Origin of the sequence: Exiguobacterium sp. SH0S1, assembly GCF_004337165.1 — a bacterium.
Classification (GTDB): domain Bacteria; phylum Bacillota; class Bacilli; order Exiguobacteriales; family Exiguobacteriaceae; genus Exiguobacterium; species Exiguobacterium aurantiacum_A.
Map to the genome: position 1 here is coordinate 154,631 of NZ_SJVC01000001.1, position 17,237 is coordinate 171,867.

Genomic DNA, 17,237 nt, shown 5'->3' on the forward strand with positions numbered 1-17,237 from the left:
ATAGGGGGAATTGGAATGAAGCAATATGGGATGCACTTTTTCATCCTGACATGTCTTGTGTTGCTCGTGTCGTTACCGACGATCGGGCTCGTCAACTATCTCGACGCGTCAGCGAAGACAAGCGCTACATATAAAGACACACGTGTCGCCGGAATCGACATATCGGGGATGACGAAAGAAGAGGCGGTCGTCCGTCTCGACAATGCCGTCAAAGACTTCGCAAACGCACCGTTCACGGTCACGCTCGTCGACGGGACGGCGCTCGAAGTCGGTAAAGACGTCGTGACATTTAACGTGAATGATACGCTTGAAGCCATATCCGAACCAGGGGACTATCCGCTCATCACAACAATCGATGAAGAGCGGATCGCTCCGTATTTAGAGAATCAACCCGTCACGATGACGATGGTGACCCCACCGCTCGTCGCCTCAGCGTCTAAGCTCGATTCGAACGTCGCCCTTGAGATGGTCGCAGAAGAGAACGAGGTCGTCGCGTCGATGACGATTAGTCCGACGCCGGCAATGCGCTCGGTGTTAGAGCGGATGAACGGATTTGAAATGGATGCAGGCGACATGTTCAGCTTGAAGTCGTTCGGGGAAGATTTTGAAGCACTCACGCCGCTCGGTTCGTCTCTCTATAAATTGTTTGCGGCGACTCCGTTCAAAGTGCTCGAGCGCGTCCCGCATGAAGTGCTTCCGAGCGGTATCGAGCTCGGCTACGACGTCAAAATCGATGCCGGCTCGAACTTCGCCGTCCAAAATACGGAACAATCGCCTTACGCCATCATCGTCCTAGATGAAGGGAACGTGATGACGGTGCAACTGCTCGGGAAAGCGTTCGTCGGCGCGTACGAATCGCGGGTCGAAGAAGTCGTAAGCGTGCCGTACCAGAACGTGATCCGCTTCTCCCCATCACTCCCGGCCGGAAGTTCTTCGGTGACGCAATCCGGTCAAACTGGAGAGTCAGGGAAGTTGTATCGCATCCGTGTCACCGAGGCAGGCGAGACGCGTGAACTGTTAGGCCATGACTTTTATGAGCCGGTACCGGAGATCGTGACGAAAAGTTCAGTCCCGCTACCGCCGCCTGAACCGGTTGAACCGATCATTCCGACGTTCCCGGATGAAACACTGGACGACGATCCGTTTAATGACGATATAGAAGATGATGGATTGAATGAATTTGAAGAGCAACCGCCGGTGGACGAGGATGTCCCGGCGTCTAGCGAGGAGGCAGTCGGATGATCGGATATGTAATACTGCTCGCCTTTTGGGTGCTGGCCACGTTGACGCTGTTTGCCTTGTCGATCCCATACGTACGGAAGCGCGAGACGAAACTCGTCGTGTCGGTACTTGTGGCCGTGTTATCGCTCGGTATGTATATGCTGTATGCGGAATCGCTTGAACGGACGTGGTGGGCTTGGCTCCTCATCGTCATCGGTTTAGCGGGCGGCGCAGCGTTGAGCGTCTTCATTGAACAGCGAGACGTCGAGCAGGAGGTACCTCAGAGGATGGTGAAGTAAGGTGAGACGAACGAAAAAACGATTGGGCGAGATGTTGATCGAGGCTGGATTGATTACGAACGAGCAACTCGACGAGGCGCTCGCCCAAAAGCGGCGAGGCGAAAAACTCGGCGATGCACTCATGCGGTTGCACTATTTGACCGAGACACAATTGATTCAAGTACTTCATGAACAACTGGACGTACCAATCATCGCATTATATTCGCAAGACATTAACGTGACCGTCACAAAACTCGTGCCAAAAGCGATTGCCCAAAAGCACGACATCATGCCGATTGAATTACAGGGGAACACGCTATTCGTTGCGACGGCGGATCCCCTTGATTTGATTGCGATCGATGACGTCCGGTTACAGACCGGGATGAATATTGAGGTTGGCATTGCGACGCGGGAACAAATTCGGAAGACGATCAGCCGGTATTACGAAATGGACGCCTCGCTCATCGAGATTTTAAAAGATGAGGCGCCGGAATTCGAACGGCAAGAGACGGCGTCACGTGACGACGCCCCGGTCATTCGGCTCGTCAACCAGTTGTTTTTGAGCGCGATCGATCAACGAGCATCGGATATCCATTTCGATCCACATGAGAAGCAACTACACGTCCGCTTTCGTGTCGACGGTGATTTACGGACAGAAGCGGTTTATCCAAAGAAAATTCAAAGCGTCATGCTGACGCGACTAAAAGTGATGAGTAATCTAGACATCACGGAAAGCCGGCTGCCCCAAGATGGACGGATCAAGTATACGCTGCGCGACCGCCCGTACGATTTCCGCGTCTCGACGCTCCCGACGATGTACGGCGAAAAGATCGTCATCCGGGTGCTCGATTCCTCACAAGGGTTGACCGACTTGACGAAACTCGGGTTCGGCGACCATAACGAGATGTTGTATCGCGACATGTTGAAGCGGCCGAACGGCATTATTTTGATCACAGGGCCGACCGGTTCGGGTAAATCGTCGACACTGTACGCATCGCTCAAAGAACTGAATGACGAGTCGAAGAACATCATCACGGTCGAAGATCCGGTCGAGTATCAACTTGACGGCATCAACCAAGTCCAAGTCAATGCGAAAGTGGGCCTCACGTTCGCCTCCGGTCTTCGCTCGATCCTCCGCCAAGACCCGAACATCGTCATGGTCGGGGAGATCCGGGATACCGAGACGGCCGAGATTGCGATCCGGGCCTCACTCACCGGACACTTGGTCTTATCGACGCTCCATACGAACTCGGCGATCAGCTCGATCACCCGCCTCGTCGATATGGGGGTCGAACCGTTCCTCGTCGCGGCTTCAACGTCCGGCCTCGTCGCCCAGCGCCTCGTCCGCCGCGTCTGTCGCGACTGTGGTCATGAGCAACCGGTCTCGAAACGGGAGCAAGAACTGTTCGATGCTGAACGTGTGGCGATCACGCGCGTCATTCGCGGAAACGGGTGCGCGTCGTGTAACTTTACAGGCTATCGTGGGCGACTCGCCATCCATGAAGTCGTACCGATTGATGAAGAGTTGCGGCGTTTGATCATGAACCAAGCGACCGAGGCCGAGATGGTCGAGCAAGCGAAACGAGCCGGTGCCCGGTTCTTGCTCGCCGACGGTCTCGAGAAAGTCGCGCAAGGTTTGACGACGACCGAGGAAATACTGAGAACAGTCATAACGGAGTGAACCTATGATCCATCAATCAATCGAAGCGATTTTAACGAAAGCGGTCGAACAACGTGCCTCAGACATTCATCTGACCGCCGGTTCGCCGCCGATTTTCCGGATTGACGGCAGTCTGATTACGATGGGCGAGGAGAAAGTGCTCCCCATCCATATCGAAGGCTACTTAAAAGAGATCATGACCGACGAGATGCGAGGCCGCCTCGAGATTCAGCGCGACCTTGACTTTTCGTTCGGTGTGCCCCGCGTGTCGCGCTTCCGTGTCAACGCTTACTATCAACGTGGCACAATCGCCATCGCGTTTCGTTCTATTTCCGGGGAAATCCCGACGTTGAACGAACTCAATTTACCGCCGGTGCTCAAGCGCCTCATCGAGAAACCACACGGGTTGATCCTTGTGACCGGGCCGACGGGGTCTGGGAAATCGACGACGCTCGCGGCGATGATTCATGAGATCAACCGGACGCAGCGAAAGCGCATCATCACGCTCGAAGACCCGATCGAATATTTACACTCGCACGATCAGAGCATCGTCGACCAGCGGGAGATCGGATCGGACGTCATGAAGTTCGTGAACGGTCTCCGGGCGGCGCTCCGTCAAGATCCGGACGTCATCTTGCTCGGGGAGATGCGCGACTTAGAGACGATCTCGACGGCGATGACCGCCGCTGAGACCGGTCATCTCGTTATGGCGACGCTCCATACGTCGAGTGCGATGTCGACCGTCAGCAGGATCATCGACGCTTTTCCGGCCGAACAACAAGACCAAATCCGGACCCAACTCGCCAACGTATTGCTTGGGGTCGTCAGTCAGCGCCTGTTCCCGCGTGTCGACGTGCCGAAGGGTCGGGTCGCGGCGATGGAGATCATGATCGGGAACGCAGCCGTCGCCAACTTGATCCGGAACGAGAAGGAGTTTCAGCTCCCGACCGTCATCCAGACGAACCGGCAGAACGGGATGCAATCGATGGAAATGTCGATCGAACAGCTGATTCGTCAAGGGGTCATCAATCCAAGCGCCGTGCCAAGCGAAGAAATGAGGTGAGACTATGGCCATCTTTCAATACGAAGGAAAATTGCTGAACGGGAAGCGCAAGAAAGGGCGGATCACCGCCGTGTCGCTCCGGGAAGCCAAAGATAAACTTCGGCAAGAGTCGATTCTCGTCACTGACTTGTCCGAACTCGAGTCGACCGGACTGAACACGGAAGTCAACTTATTGCCGGAACGCGTCAAGATCGAACATTTGATCATGTACGTCCGTCAGTTCGCCACGCTCATCCGGGCCGGCGTCCCGATCGTCCGGGCGACGTCGATTTTGCGCGTCCAGACGGAGTCGAAGCTGTTGAAGAAGACGCTCAGCCAAGTCGAGGACGACCTTCGAGAAGGGATCGCCTTCTCGGAAGCGATCAAAAAACATCCGCGTGTGTTCTCGAACTTCTTTAGCTCGATGGCGCTCGCGGGTGAGGCGAGCGGTAACTTAGAAGAAGCACTCGACCAAATCGGGCTGCAACTTCAGAAACAGTACGATATTAAACGTAAAGTCATCTCGGCACTCACGTATCCGCTCGTCGTCTCGATTGTCGCGATCGGCGTCGTCGCTTTCCTGATGGTGAACGTCGTCCCGACTTTCGCGAGCATTTTCGGACAGCTCGGCGGTGAGCTCCCGCTCATCACCCGGATCGTCGTCGCCGTCTCGGACTTCGTCGCCGCCTATTGGTGGTTGCTGTTCGGTGGCGCGCTGCTCGGCGTTCTCCTGTTCTCGTGGATGTTAAAGCGCGACAAAGAACGGTTCTTGATCGACGGGTTGTTGCTGAAGATGCCAATTTTCGGTCCGATCGTCCTCAAGTCCCAGATCGCGCTCTTGACGCGAAGTTTGGCCGTCTTACTGCAAGCGGCCGTGCCGATTTTGTCAGCGATTGAGATCACGGAGAAGATCGTCTCGAACCGGGTCATCCGAAAAGGGCTCGGGCAGGCGCGCAATATGATGGCGCAAGGGATCCCGCTCCATGAACCGCTCGAACGGAACCCAAACTTCCCGCCGCTCATGACACAAATGATTGCCGTCGGCGAGGAGAGCGGGGATTTAGATTCGATGTTGAACGAAGTCGCCGAGTTTTATGAGACCGAGGTCGAGACGACGACAGACCGGTTGAAGTCGATCATCGAACCGCTGTTGATCGTCGTATTGGCCAGTATCGTCGGAGTCATCGTCATCGCCATCGTCGTCCCGATGTTCCAAATTTACGGCGACATCCAAAATCAGTAGGAAATTTTTAGTTTATGCATATAAACTACTTTTCAACTCCATATTTTGAATGTATAGTAAAATTGTTCTACTAGTTCTAGTACTTATGTAATGAATCCAGCACAAAATACAGCAAAACACACAAAAGGGGAGAATCAATCATGTTAGAAAAAATGAAAATGATTTGGCAAGACGCGAAACAATTGAAAGATGAGCGCGGACTCACACTCGTCGAGTTGCTCGTCGTCGTCGTTATTTTAGGAATTATCGCAGCCATCGCCGTTGTAGCGATCGGTGGGATTATCGAGAACTCGAAGAAGGATGCGATGGTTGCTGATGCGAAGCAGATGGTGAGTGCGGCTAAACTTCATACGGCGTCAAACCCTGAAGCTACGAGCTTAACTTTTATTACTACAACTGTTAGTGGTGAAGATACAGATACAACACAAGGGGACGGATATGACTACATCTCTAGTCTTAAAGATCCGTTCGGTGACAATGAATATACGAATGCAATTGTTAAAATTACACCGGAATCCGGGAAATATTCTTATTCAGTAACTTTAAAAGGAGCAGCAGTATCTGAAAAACTCTATTTTGAAAACACTCCAGAAGATAAAATCACAAAAGCAACTCTTGAAAATCAAACTAGCAAGAATTAATTTCTTCCGGCTGGCGCTGGGCTCTCGCTCAGCCTAGCCGGTTTTCTATTTTTGGCATATACTTACAAGTAAGGAAGTGACCAGTTTTGGTTGACCTCATTGGACTCATTTACAGCATCGTGCTCGGGATGATCATCACCTCGTTCACAAACGTCGTCGGGCTCCGCGTGCCACGCAAGCAGTCGATCGTGACGCCGCGGTCGCATTGTCCGTCGTGTGGACACGTCTTGTCCGCTTGGGAACTCATCCCGGTGTTCGGTTACATATTGTTACGCGGCAAGTGCCGCGGCTGTGGCGGACGGATCGCGCCGACGTATCCGCTGTTCGAACTGCTCGGGGCGGTCGGTTACGGCTATAGCTTTTGGCTGTACGGATTCTCCGGGACGACATTGCTTGCGTTCGTCTTCTTATCGACGCTACTCGCACTGGCGATGTCTGATTTGTCGACGATGCTCGTGCCGAACGTGATTCTTATGTTTGCGGCACCACTGCTGCTCGTCCTCGCTTATGCGTCCGGAGCCACGTGGTGGAGCCCGCTCGTCGGGGCCGCGCTCGGATTTTCTGTCCTCGCCACCGTTTTTTTCGTCTCAAAAGGGGGACTTGGGGCCGGCGATGTCAAACTGTTTACAGTGATCGGGCTCGTGCTCGGACCACGTGACGTATTGGTCGCCTTATTTTTAGCGAGCTTGATCGGAGCAGTCGTTGGACTGTTGCTCATCGGACTGAAACGGATCGGCCGCAAGCAACCGATCCCGTTCGTCCCGTCAATCGCACTCGGTACGATGCTGACGTTTTGGTTCAGCGAACGTTTTTTTGATTGGTATTTTGATTTGATGTAGGGGGAAACAAGCATGAGCCGGGCTATAGAGAAAGGAACGGTCGCGTACTTCTCGTTCGATGCGCTCAGCATCCACGGGGCCGTGATTAAACAAGGCGTCTTTAAACGAAGCGCTTCCGTCCAATTGGCGAAAGGTGCCTATGCGGAAGGATTGATTCAAGACGAGAACGCGTTCGGACTCGCCTTTGACGAGTTGTGCCGTAAAATAAAAGTAAGAAAAGGGATGGTGTGCGCCGTCGATATGGCGGAGACGGAAGTCCTGTCCCGCAAAGTCGAGATTCCATCGAACATCCCGAAAGATGAGATCCGTGGCTATTTGTTCATGGAAATCGGCAGCTCGATTATACTGCCGTTCGACGACGTCGCCTTCGACTACGAAGTGCTCGGCGAGACGGACATGAAGACCGAGGTCATGTTGCATGCCGTCTCGGTCGATTTGACGAAAGCAATCCGCGCCTACATGAAGAAACGCGGCTTCGCCTTGAAAAAAATCGTCCCGCGTCCGATCGCGATCGCGAACGGGGTGTCTCGACTCGAGACGCTCGACCCGCTCAAGTCGACGCTATTGTGGCACGTGACACCGTTCGCGCACCAACTGCTCGTCCTCGAGGAAGGACAGGTCCGCTTCATCCGTGCCATCGAGAATGACTTATCGTATCGTGCCGACACGACAGACGGCATCGTTACATATACGTTCAACGGCTCAAACGAGGCGTTAGCGAATCGGACCGATGAATGGTTGAACGAACTCGCCCGTTTCCTCGATTTCTACCGTTACTCGCTCCGTACGGACGGACGGCCAATCGACGAACTGATCATCTCCGGGACGGTCCCTGAACTCGATGACCTCGTCCGGACGATCGAACTGGAATCGATGGTCCCGATCAAACGCATCGATGACCCGTTGCCATTGTCGCACGCGACGCCGCTAACCCATCAGATGTTGCCGCTTCTCGGGATGGCGACGCTCGACCGCGACCATGACGCCAACTTCATCAATGCGACCGACGTGACGCTGCGTTGGCCGATCGTCGCGAGTCTGGCCGCTTTATTGATCGGCGGCGGACTGACCGGCTATCTTTATTACGAAGTGAACGGGATCGAACAGGACAAAGCACAAGTCAACGAACAGTTACAGCTCGTCCGCATCTACCAGACCGAACAAGTGAACTCGAAAGGGCAGCAAGTCATCTCGCTCGAGCAGACGGTGACCGCGCTGACGACTGAAGAGAAGCAGGCGGTCCCGGCGCTCCGTGCGCTGACCGAACAGCTGCCGCCGACAGGTTACGTCTTGACGTACAACTACGCCGACGGTTCGCTCATGAGCGTCCGGACCCAGTTTGAGACGTTACCTGACTTGAACGCGTTCCAACGAGCGTTGTTGAACGATCCACGGTTCGATAACGTCAAACTGCTCGGCGTGACGACCGAGACGAAAGCAGAAGCGGACCAAGACGCGGAAACGGATACGGGAACACCGGTTCTCAATGCGTCAGATGAGCCGCTCCCACGCTATATCGGAGAGTTTACGTTCACGTTCATCGATGCCGAACCTGAGACGCCTGAAAGCGAGACGGAACAACCCGAGGAAGATGAGGAGGTGGTGAGCGAATGAAACGTTCAACGATTTATTTGATCTTTACAATTTGTTTGTTCGCAGCCATCGCCGTCCCGTCATACTTCGGCTACCAGTACTTTATCAACCAAGGTGAATTGAAGGCGCTCGAGCGCGAGCTGTCACTCGAACAGACGAAGCTCGAACTGTTGCGCCAAGAAGGCGAAGTCGTCGACGTCGCCGACTCGCAGCGCTTGCAGACACGCGTCCCGACGGAGCCGGCGCTCGATACGGTCGTCGAGACGTTATCGCAAGCGAGCCAGCTGTCTGACGTGCGCGTGACGAGCATCGCTTTCGCGGACGGGCTCATCGCCGAATCGGAAGTGCCGGAACCGATCGCCGAACCGGAACCGAACGATGTGAGCGCGACGGCCGAACCGGCTGAACCGGTCGAAATCACACCGGTCAACGCCTCGTCCGTCCGCTCGACGGTTTCGCTCCAAGCGGAGACGTATGAGGCGCTCGTCCTCTTCCTCGAGTCGGTCGAGTCGATGAACCGGATCCACATTTTGCGGACCGTCCAGTTCACGGGACCTGCCGAAACGGGTCCGAACACGACCGAACCGGCCGCACCGCTCGACTTCACGGTCGAACTCGATGCGTTTTACCGGCCCGACCTCGATCAACTCGTCCCGGACCGCTACGTGCCGACGCAGACGTTCCCACGAAAAGATATCCCGGTGTACGATTACACGACACCGTAAACGAGCGTCCCTTCGAAAAAGAAGGGGCGTTTTTTTTTTGGCGGCTTGGATTGTGTTCGGGTGACGCTTTGCCTACAATCAACAGAGAAGCGTGAAACGGCAAGGAAGCCCGTTTCGAAAGTATGGAAGGAGTCGATACAATGAACACAACACAGAAACGTGTCATCCTCGCCTCGATGTCACCGCGGCGGACCGAGTTGTTGAAACAAGCCGGCATTTTGCACGAGGTGATCCCGTCAAACGTCATCGAAGGAACTGACGGACGTGAGCATCCGGATGAGTACGTCGGACGTCTCGCCCGTGAGAAAGCGATGGACGTCGCCCGGGACAACCGCGACGCGATTGTGATCGGGTCGGACACGGTCGTCGTCCTAGACGGAACGATTTTAGAGAAACCGAACGATCGCGATGATGCACGCCGGATGCTCGAGCACTTGTCAGGGGCGACCCATGAAGTGCTCACTGGCGTCAGCATCATCGGACCAGACCGGCATGACTTGTTCGTCACGACGACGCACGTCACGTTCATCGACATCCCGGAGTCTTGGCTCGACGGCTACCTCGATTCGTCGGAGCCGTATGACAAGGCCGGTGCCTACGGGATCCAAGGGTCGGGCGGTTTGTTCGTCGAACGGCTCGAAGGGGATTACTATAACGTCGTCGGCCTCCCGCTCCGGCCGCTCGTCGAGACGCTCGAGCGTCACGGGGTATCGCCGCGCTTTCTGTGAATGATGCGAGAGTAGGTGAAGGAATGACTATGGTGCTCGACCGAAGTGTTGAATCCGCTATTGCCAGACTGCTTCAAATCGGTGGACGGGGCGGGGACCCGCAGGCGACGGCCCGGCGGTTGTCAGATGTGTATCCGACGCTTCGGGCGCTGTCACAGGCGTCCGTGCACGACCTCTGTCAAATTGAAGGGATGACGAAGAAGAAAGCCGAGCAGTTGCTCGCGGCGTTCACGATCGGCATCCGTTACGTCGAGGAGCCGAAAGTGGAGTCGCCGACGATCCGGTCGCCGCAGGACGCGTACGAGCTGCTGCGTGATGAGCTCCGGCTACTTAATCAAGAACATTTCGTCTGTTTGTACTTAAACACGAAAAATCAATTGATCGCGCGCAAGACGTTGTTCGTCGGCGGGTTGAATTCGTCGATTGTTCATCCGCGCGACGTCTTCCGCGAAGCGCTCAAGCTGTCGGCAGCGTGTTTTATTGCTGTGCATAACCATCGTGCGACACGTTCGTAACTGAAAAGGTTACGCACGCTGTCTGAAAGTCAAAAGACTGGAAGAGAGTCGTGAACTCTTCACTCGATAGGTAAAATGATAGGGTAACGCCTTGAAGTGCCTACTCTAATACTCCGACATGCAATATTCAAATGTGTATACGGATATTGTGTGAAGCTCGGTAAAGTCGGCTGAAAGTTGTCGTAGTGCTAATTTTAGTAACCGAAAGCTAACCAGAGGTGGTTGGTACAACTGATAGGTCGGGAGTCGTAAAAAGCTTAATATGGTGAGAATGTGGTAAAACACTGACGAACTAGCGAATGAAATGTCTGTAAGTGGAGAACTCAGAAATGAGTGGGCTTGATGAAAGAATCAAGTACGTTCCGTGGGCGAGTACCTATGGTGGTTTCGAAAGCTCCATGCACCGTTATAGGCGGTGGAGAGGACGTCAGGCAAGAGCTAGCACCTAAGTTAAGATATGGATAGAGTGAAGGGAACGTGGAAAGCTACCGACATGGAGAGTACACACTCGATGAAGTGGTAGGAAGGAAAGGATTCGTCCATAACTTCCTTTAACGGTAGTGAGAGTAGTGGCATGAGCGTTGAAGTTCTTGTAATGAGAGCCGAGCAATAGCCACTAGTCGAATGTATATTAATATTTATTTATTTCAACTCAATCACCTCAAGGATTCTCGTATGACTAAAAAGGTCACGAGTCCAGTTTGGAGCGTGATAAACCTTGAAAGAAAATTATAAGAAAATCCCAAGAATGAAGAACACACGGTTACGCCATGCTGAATATTATGGAATGACCGAAACGTTAGATAAGCTTTTTGCAGAAAGTAAAGAAAGCAAACAATTTACGAATCTAATGTCGATTATTACTTCAGACGATAACATTCTACTCGCTTACCGTAATATTAAGCGAAATAACGGAAGTGCTACGGCAGGTGAAGACAAAGTTACAATCAATGATATCGAAAAACTGAGTACTAACGAGTTCATTGCCATTGTAAAGAAACGATTCGTACATTATAATCCTCGAAAAGTTAAACGGGTGGAAATTCCAAAACCTAATGGAAAAATCAGACCGTTAGGAATACCTTCTATGTGGGATAGAATAGCACAACAATGTATCTTACAAGTTTTAGAACCGATATGTGAAGCTAAATTCTATAAATACAGTTTCGGTTTCCGACCAACCAAATCTGCCGAGAATGCAATTTCTGCTTGTGCAGGACGGATTAACAATAACAAAATGCAATATGTTGTGGATGTTGATCTTCAAGGTTTCTTTGATGAAGTAAAACATTCAAAACTAATGCAACAAATATGGACTATGGGCATCCGAGATAAGCAGTTACTAGTTATTATTCGGAAGATGCTTAAAGCTCCAGTTGTCCTACCAGACGGTAAAATTGTTTATCCGAAAAAGGGAACCCTGCAAGGTGGCATACTTTCTCCGTTATTAGCTAATATCAACCTAAATGAATTTGACTGGTGGATTGCGAATCAATGGGAAAGTAAGAAATGTCGAAACATTAATGACCACCTTGTAAAGAAAACGGGACTGTATAGTCATCAATATAGATATGAGCAATTGCGTAAAACTTCTAAACTGAAAGAAATGTACATTGTACGCTATGCTGACGACTTTAAAATTTTTACGACAACACGCTCCAACGCCAATAAAATATTTATGGCTAGTAGAATGTGGTTGGAAGAACGGCTAAATCTTCCGATTTCCGAAGAGAAATCTCAAATCACAAACCTGAAAAAGAAAAGCAGTGAATTTCTTGGGTTTGAATTGAAGATGGAACGTAAAGGAACCGACCGTTTTGGACGTAAAAAGTTTGTCTGTCAGTCCCATATAGCAGAAAAAGCACGAACGAGGATTAAAAAGCAACTCAAAGACCAAATCAAACTTATGCAAAAAGCTCCAAGTGGAACTGACCTAATCAAAAACGCTCAGATCTACAATAGTATGGTTATTGGCATTCATAACTATTACCAAATCGCAACACAGGTAAATGAAAGTCTGATGCCAATACAATACCAACTGACGTTAGTTGAACGTAATAGGTTGAAACAATTTTCGCTTAAGAAAACATCTAACTATCCAATCAAAGACAAAGGAATTAAGCCTTATTTAAAATCAAAAATGACCAGATATATTAATGGGTATCCCATCATACCAATTGGATTTGTCAAAACAAAAAATGCGTTAATGCCTAAAAATGGTGTAAATAAATTCACCAAAGAAGGACGGGAATTGATGCATCAGGAACAAAAAGCTGTCCCGGACTGGAAAGTGCAATGGATTAGGAAACACCCAGTCGCAAACGGACGAGCATCAGTAGAGTTTAATGACAATCGAATTTCACTTTTCATTGCTCAAAATGGTATGTGTGCGGTAACTGGGGAAGAATTAATTCTGACTGAAATGGACTGCCATCATAAGACGTTATGGAATGTCACAAAAGACGACAGCTACTCCAACCTAGTGCTAATAACTAGGGATGTCCATCGGCTAGTACATTCAACAGAAAGCGAAATTATCCAGAAATATATCAGGCCACTCAACTTAAATAAGGAACAGTTGGTTAAGATAAACAAACTGCGTCTACTGATTGGGAACAAAGCAATTACAAATGGGGATTACTAATAATTGAAACAAGATTGAGGAAAATGAAATAAATAGACATTCGATGGAACGCCGTGTGCGATGAAAGTTGCACGCACGGTGTGAAGCGGGGGAAAAGGCGGAGGTAACTTCAAAGCCCTACCTATCGCTATCGAGCGGGGACGCGACGCCGAGCCGGGAAGACATCGAAGTGTCGGAGCGCTTGGTCGAAGCGGGCAACATCGTCGGGATCGCTTGCCTCGACCACGTCATTATCGGTGAGGATCATTATGTCAGTATGAAGCAACGTGGGTATATGAACGGGTGAAATTAGGAGACGTTTCCCATATCCCTCTTGAAGTTTGGTATACTAACGGACGAGGTGTTCGTATGGAGAAACTAGTTTGGATTGTTATGATTGGAATCGCGCTAGCCGCGAGTTTTGTTCCGCTCGAGCCGTTCGCGTTGTCGCTCGTCGTTTTCGCGTTGTTCGTCTTTGTGAGTATGGCGCTATTTCAACAGTTTTCAAAAGACGGGCATTGGCTTGACCGCTACCCGCCGCTCGTCGGCGTCGGTGTCGGAATTGTGTCGCTCATCGTCTACATCGGTCTGTTCATCGCCTGGGTAAATGCGTCAGGAGACAGTCAAGTGTGGCGTGTCATCCCGCAACTCATCTTCGTTTACGTCGGGATTTATTTGTTCACCGCGACGATGGCGAGCTTTTTGGCGGGTGCGACGCGCGAGCGACCGTCCCGTTTCTTTCGGCCGATCCTCATCTTTTCGGTCGTCTTTTACGCGGCAATGCTGTTGCTGCCGCTCCAACCCGGTCTTTAAATGATCGGTTCATCTAAGCAGACGCCTTCAGACGTCTGCTTTTTGATTTGCGTTTTTTTTGAAAAGCAGGCACACTAATATACGGTGGAACAGGACTGAGATGAAGGGGATTGTAAATAACCTGTAATCGATTGAACGTTTTCAAACATGATTTTTCCGTTATAATAATAATTAGTGTAATCAGGAGAGGGGCAGTACGTATGTTTCGTAGTTTTAACCGAGAAATCGGAATCGACCTTGGAACGGCAAATACGCTCGTTTATGTAAAAGGTCAAGGAATCGTTGTTCGTGAACCGTCCGTAGTGGCGTTCCGTACAGATACAGGTAGAATTGAGGCCGTAGGTAATCAGGCCAAAGATATGATTGGACGTACGCCGGGGAACGTCACGGCACGCCGTCCGATGAAAGATGGGGTTATCGCTGACTTCGAAACGACTGCAACGATGATCAAATATTTCATGGAGCAAGCACAAAAATCGAAGAGCGGGTTGTTCTCATCGAAGACGAACGTCATGATCTGTGTGCCAAGTGGCATCACGTCAGTTGAAAAACGTGCGGTTGAAGATGCGGCCAAGCAAGCAGGCGCTCGCGAAGCGTACACGATTGAAGAACCGTTCGCGGCAGCAATCGGCGCCGGTCTCCCAGTTTGGGAACCAACAGGCTCGATGGTCGTCGATATCGGTGGCGGTACGACCGAAGTCGCAGTGATCTCACTCGGCGGCATCGTGACAAGCCAGTCGATCCGTGTCGGTGGTGACGAAATGGACGACGCCATTATTCGTTACATTAAAAACAAATACAACCTCATGATCGGGGAACGTACGTCAGAAGCGCTCAAGATGGAAATCGGTTCGGCCCGCATCGACGAGTCGAACGAAAACGAAACGATGGAGATCCGCGGACGCGACCTCGTGACCGGTCTTCCGAAACAGATCGAAGTAGGGGCAGTTGAAGTGTGCGAGGCGCTTTCAGACACGGTAGACGCGATTCTAGCCGGTGTGAAACAAACGCTCGAACAAACACCTCCAGAACTCGCAGCCGACGTCATGGACCGCGGCATCGTCCTGACAGGCGGCGGCGCGCTCCTTAAAAACTTGGACGGTGTTATCTCTGATGAGACGCACATCCCGACACTCATTGCGGATGAACCGCTCGATTGCGTTGCGATCGGGACTGGAAAATCTCTTGAAATGATGGACGTCCTCCGTTCAAAATCAGGCATCTCGTCACGCCGATGAAAGGTGTTAAACGATGAGCCGGTTTGTACGCAATAAAAAGCTCATCATCACGCTGATCGGTATCATCTTATTTCTCGTCATTTTAGGGGTTTCGATTCGAGGACGGTCGGAATCTGCCTGGTACCAAGACGTCACGCGTGATGTGGTCGGAACGTTCCAACGGGTGTTCACGGTGCCGATCGGCTGGATGGATAGTACCGTGTCCTCGATTTCGAACGTCCGTGAAATTTATGAAGAGAACCGTGAATTGAAGCAACATTTGACGAAATACGCCGAAGTGTCCGTCGAAGCTGACGACCTGCGCCGTGAGAACGAGGAGTTGCGTCAAATGGTCGAGGCGGGCGAAAGCTCGCTCCGTGACTTTGATTTGATTCCGGCCGAGGTCATCGGGCGCACGCCGAACGACTGGCAGCGCTATGTGACGATCAACGTCGGGCAAGAACGCGGCGTTGAAAAAGGCATGGCCGTGACGGCCGCTGGCGGCATGGTCGGACGCGTCATTCAAACGAGCGCCTATACGTCACAAGTTCAGCTCCTGAGCGACAACAACCGGACGAACAACGTCTCGGCGGTCGTCAAAGATGCGGACGGTAAGGCGGCGTACGGAACGATCGACGGCTTCGACAGCGAGACGAACGAACTCTTTTTCACAAAGGTTTCGAACAGCGTCAAGTTGAAAGAAGGCGAGATCGTCTCGACGTCAGGGCTCGGCGGACGTTATCCGGCCGGTCTCGTCATCGGTAAGGTGAAGTCGATCGAGACCGATGAATATGGTGTGTCTCAAGTTGCCCGCATCACGCCAGAGGCGGACTTCAACGAGTTCTCGCAAATGTTTGTCATCGATCGAACGCTAGACGAACCGTTTTTGACGGGTCCCGAGGAAGGAGGAGCAGCGGGTGAGTAACATGAAAGTGTTCATCGCCCTGTTCCTCCTCTTTCTTATTGAAGGGACATGGGCTGCCATCTTTTCATGGCACTACGCGACGCCGTTCGTGTATTTGACGTTGATTGGGTTAATGTACGTCGGTTTGTATGGCCGGTTTGAGTCGGCACTCGGATTCGGTCTCGTATTCGGGTTGTTGTATGACATCGTCTACACCGACTTGCTCGGAATTTACTTATTTACTTTTTCACTCATTCCTCTCTTAGTCAGCTTCGTGTTAAAATATATAGGTGAGAACTTCTTCTCGGTCGTCATCACGTTCACGTTCATGATCCTCGTCTTCTCCTTCGGGATATACGGTATCATGGCAGCGGTCGGTGGGACGACCATGACCATACAAACACTATTAGTTGAACAGATTCCAGGGACGCTCGTCGTCAATGTGATCGCCATCGCGATTCTTTATTATCCGATGACGCGATACGTGGCGGTGCGCCCTGTAGCGAAAAGAGGGTAGCCATGATGGAGCGTAAACGACACATTACGATAAAAGGACATCGCAACGGTATTGCAATCCACTTCAATCCACGGAGTGGCGTCGATGAGGTGCTCGGAGAGCTTGAGGCCACGTTACAAGAAATGGAGCCGCCCTCTGGGGAGATTGCACTCAAGTTGCACGCGGGTACTCGTTATTTGGACGAGGAGCTGTCACGTCAAATTCGTGAAGTCGTTGCTCGTCATGGCGTTTTTTATATCGAGGAGCTGTCGAGCGAGGTCATGTTGACCGAAGAGGCGAAAGCGACTTACGGGAAAAAGACGTTCCATTATCATAGCGGGACGATCCGCAGCGGGCAAGTGCTCTCATTTGAGGGTTCGGTGCTCATTATCGGCGACGTCAATCCGGGGTCTGAAGTTCGGGCGACAGGAAGTATCTATTGTTTAGGCACGATACGAGGAAATGTCCGGGCCGGTGTCGAAGGATGGGAGGACGCAGTCATTACCGCAAGTCTGTTGCATCCGCTGTTTCTAGCGATCGGTGAGCACGTGCTCACGCCAGACGACGATACCGAGATGCCAGAGATCGAGATGGGCTGCGCGTATCAGACGAATCATGGCATTGAAATGACGCGTCTCCGCCAAGTCATGTCAGGGCTTAAAGACGCATATGCAATGGAATTACAGAGAGGGTGAGTTT

17 protein-coding genes and 1 pseudogene are annotated in these 17,237 nt (G+C 51.6%); all 18 read left to right on the plus strand.

Annotated features, from left to right (window positions below):
- The first annotated feature begins 15 nt into the window (after nucleotides 1-15).
- The 18 genes and pseudogenes from EVJ20_RS00745 (at nucleotide 16) to EVJ20_RS00835 (ending at nucleotide 17,233) form a co-directional block, all read left to right on the plus strand.
- Nucleotides 16-1,242 carry a G5 domain-containing protein gene (locus EVJ20_RS00745; RefSeq protein WP_236636139.1) on the plus strand — a complete coding sequence of 409 codons (1,227 nt, stop codon included), beginning with the start codon at nucleotides 16-18 and terminating at the stop codon, nucleotides 1,240-1,242.
- Nucleotides 1,239-1,520, plus strand: coding sequence for a hypothetical protein (locus tag EVJ20_RS00750; RefSeq protein ID WP_070327705.1), 282 nt, complete (start codon nucleotides 1,239-1,241; stop codon nucleotides 1,518-1,520). The genes EVJ20_RS00745 and EVJ20_RS00750 overlap by 4 nt, the downstream gene beginning before the upstream one ends.
- A gap of 1 nt (nucleotide 1,521) precedes the next feature.
- Nucleotides 1,522-3,180, plus strand: a complete 1,659-nt coding sequence (locus tag EVJ20_RS00755) for a GspE/PulE family protein (protein WP_131506829.1) — start codon at nucleotides 1,522-1,524, stop codon at nucleotides 3,178-3,180.
- 4 nt (nucleotides 3,181-3,184) lie between these two features.
- The gene (locus EVJ20_RS00760; protein ID WP_131506832.1) at nucleotides 3,185-4,222 is read left to right on the plus strand and encodes a type IV pilus twitching motility protein PilT; all 1,038 of its coding nucleotides are present in this window, start codon (nucleotides 3,185-3,187) and stop codon (nucleotides 4,220-4,222) included.
- 4 nt (nucleotides 4,223-4,226) lie between these two features.
- On the plus strand, nucleotides 4,227-5,444 hold the full coding sequence (locus EVJ20_RS00765; protein ID WP_070327704.1) for a type II secretion system F family protein: 1,218 nt from the start codon (nucleotides 4,227-4,229) through the stop codon (nucleotides 5,442-5,444).
- Between the two features lie 140 nt (nucleotides 5,445-5,584).
- A complete protein-coding gene (locus tag EVJ20_RS00770) occupies nucleotides 5,585-6,085 on the plus strand; it encodes a prepilin-type N-terminal cleavage/methylation domain-containing protein (RefSeq protein WP_131506835.1) in 501 nt (166 codons plus the stop codon).
- A gap of 86 nt (nucleotides 6,086-6,171) precedes the next feature.
- A complete protein-coding gene (locus EVJ20_RS00775; RefSeq protein WP_131489896.1) occupies nucleotides 6,172-6,924 on the plus strand; it encodes a prepilin peptidase in 753 nt (250 codons plus the stop codon).
- Nucleotides 6,925-6,936: 12 nt separating this feature from the next.
- Entirely contained in the window at nucleotides 6,937-8,538 is a 1,602-nt protein-coding gene (pilM, locus tag EVJ20_RS00780; protein ID WP_131506836.1) for a pilus assembly protein PilM, read from the plus strand.
- On the plus strand, nucleotides 8,535-9,242 hold the full coding sequence (locus EVJ20_RS00785; protein WP_131469518.1) for a hypothetical protein: 708 nt from the start codon (nucleotides 8,535-8,537) through the stop codon (nucleotides 9,240-9,242). Before pilM ends, EVJ20_RS00785 begins: the two co-directional genes overlap by 4 nt.
- A 140-nt stretch (nucleotides 9,243-9,382) precedes the next feature.
- A complete protein-coding gene (locus tag EVJ20_RS00790; protein WP_236634128.1) occupies nucleotides 9,383-9,970 on the plus strand; it encodes a Maf family protein in 588 nt (195 codons plus the stop codon).
- A 23-nt stretch (nucleotides 9,971-9,993) separates the two neighbouring features.
- Nucleotides 9,994-10,485, plus strand: coding sequence for a JAB domain-containing protein (locus EVJ20_RS00795; protein WP_236636140.1), 492 nt, complete (start codon nucleotides 9,994-9,996; stop codon nucleotides 10,483-10,485).
- Nucleotides 10,486-11,203: 718 nt separating this feature from the next.
- Nucleotides 11,204-13,129: a group II intron reverse transcriptase/maturase gene (ltrA, locus tag EVJ20_RS00805; RefSeq protein ID WP_442899270.1), complete on the plus strand. Its 1,926-nt coding sequence runs from the start codon at nucleotides 11,204-11,206 to the stop codon at nucleotides 13,127-13,129.
- Nucleotides 13,130-13,262: 133 nt separating this feature from the next.
- Nucleotides 13,263-13,415 (plus strand): annotated as a pseudogene (locus EVJ20_RS00810) (JAB domain-containing protein); the annotation flags it as partial.
- A 62-nt stretch (nucleotides 13,416-13,477) separates the two neighbouring features.
- Nucleotides 13,478-13,921 carry a hypothetical protein gene (locus EVJ20_RS00815; RefSeq protein ID WP_236636141.1) on the plus strand — a complete coding sequence of 148 codons (444 nt, stop codon included), beginning with the start codon at nucleotides 13,478-13,480 and terminating at the stop codon, nucleotides 13,919-13,921.
- 200 nt (nucleotides 13,922-14,121) lie between these two features.
- Entirely contained in the window at nucleotides 14,122-15,159 is a 1,038-nt protein-coding gene (locus EVJ20_RS00820; RefSeq protein ID WP_070327697.1) for a rod shape-determining protein, read from the plus strand.
- A 13-nt stretch (nucleotides 15,160-15,172) separates the two neighbouring features.
- Complete coding sequence (mreC, locus tag EVJ20_RS00825) at nucleotides 15,173-16,063, plus strand: rod shape-determining protein MreC (protein WP_070327696.1); 891 nt, start codon at nucleotides 15,173-15,175, stop codon at nucleotides 16,061-16,063.
- A 1-nt stretch (nucleotide 16,064) separates the two neighbouring features.
- Nucleotides 16,065-16,559: a rod shape-determining protein MreD gene (mreD, locus tag EVJ20_RS00830; RefSeq protein WP_083274026.1), complete on the plus strand. Its 495-nt coding sequence runs from the start codon at nucleotides 16,065-16,067 to the stop codon at nucleotides 16,557-16,559.
- A gap of 5 nt (nucleotides 16,560-16,564) precedes the next feature.
- A complete protein-coding gene (locus EVJ20_RS00835; protein ID WP_236636142.1) occupies nucleotides 16,565-17,233 on the plus strand; it encodes a septum site-determining protein MinC in 669 nt (222 codons plus the stop codon).
- The last annotated feature ends 4 nt before the right edge of the window (nucleotides 17,234-17,237 follow it).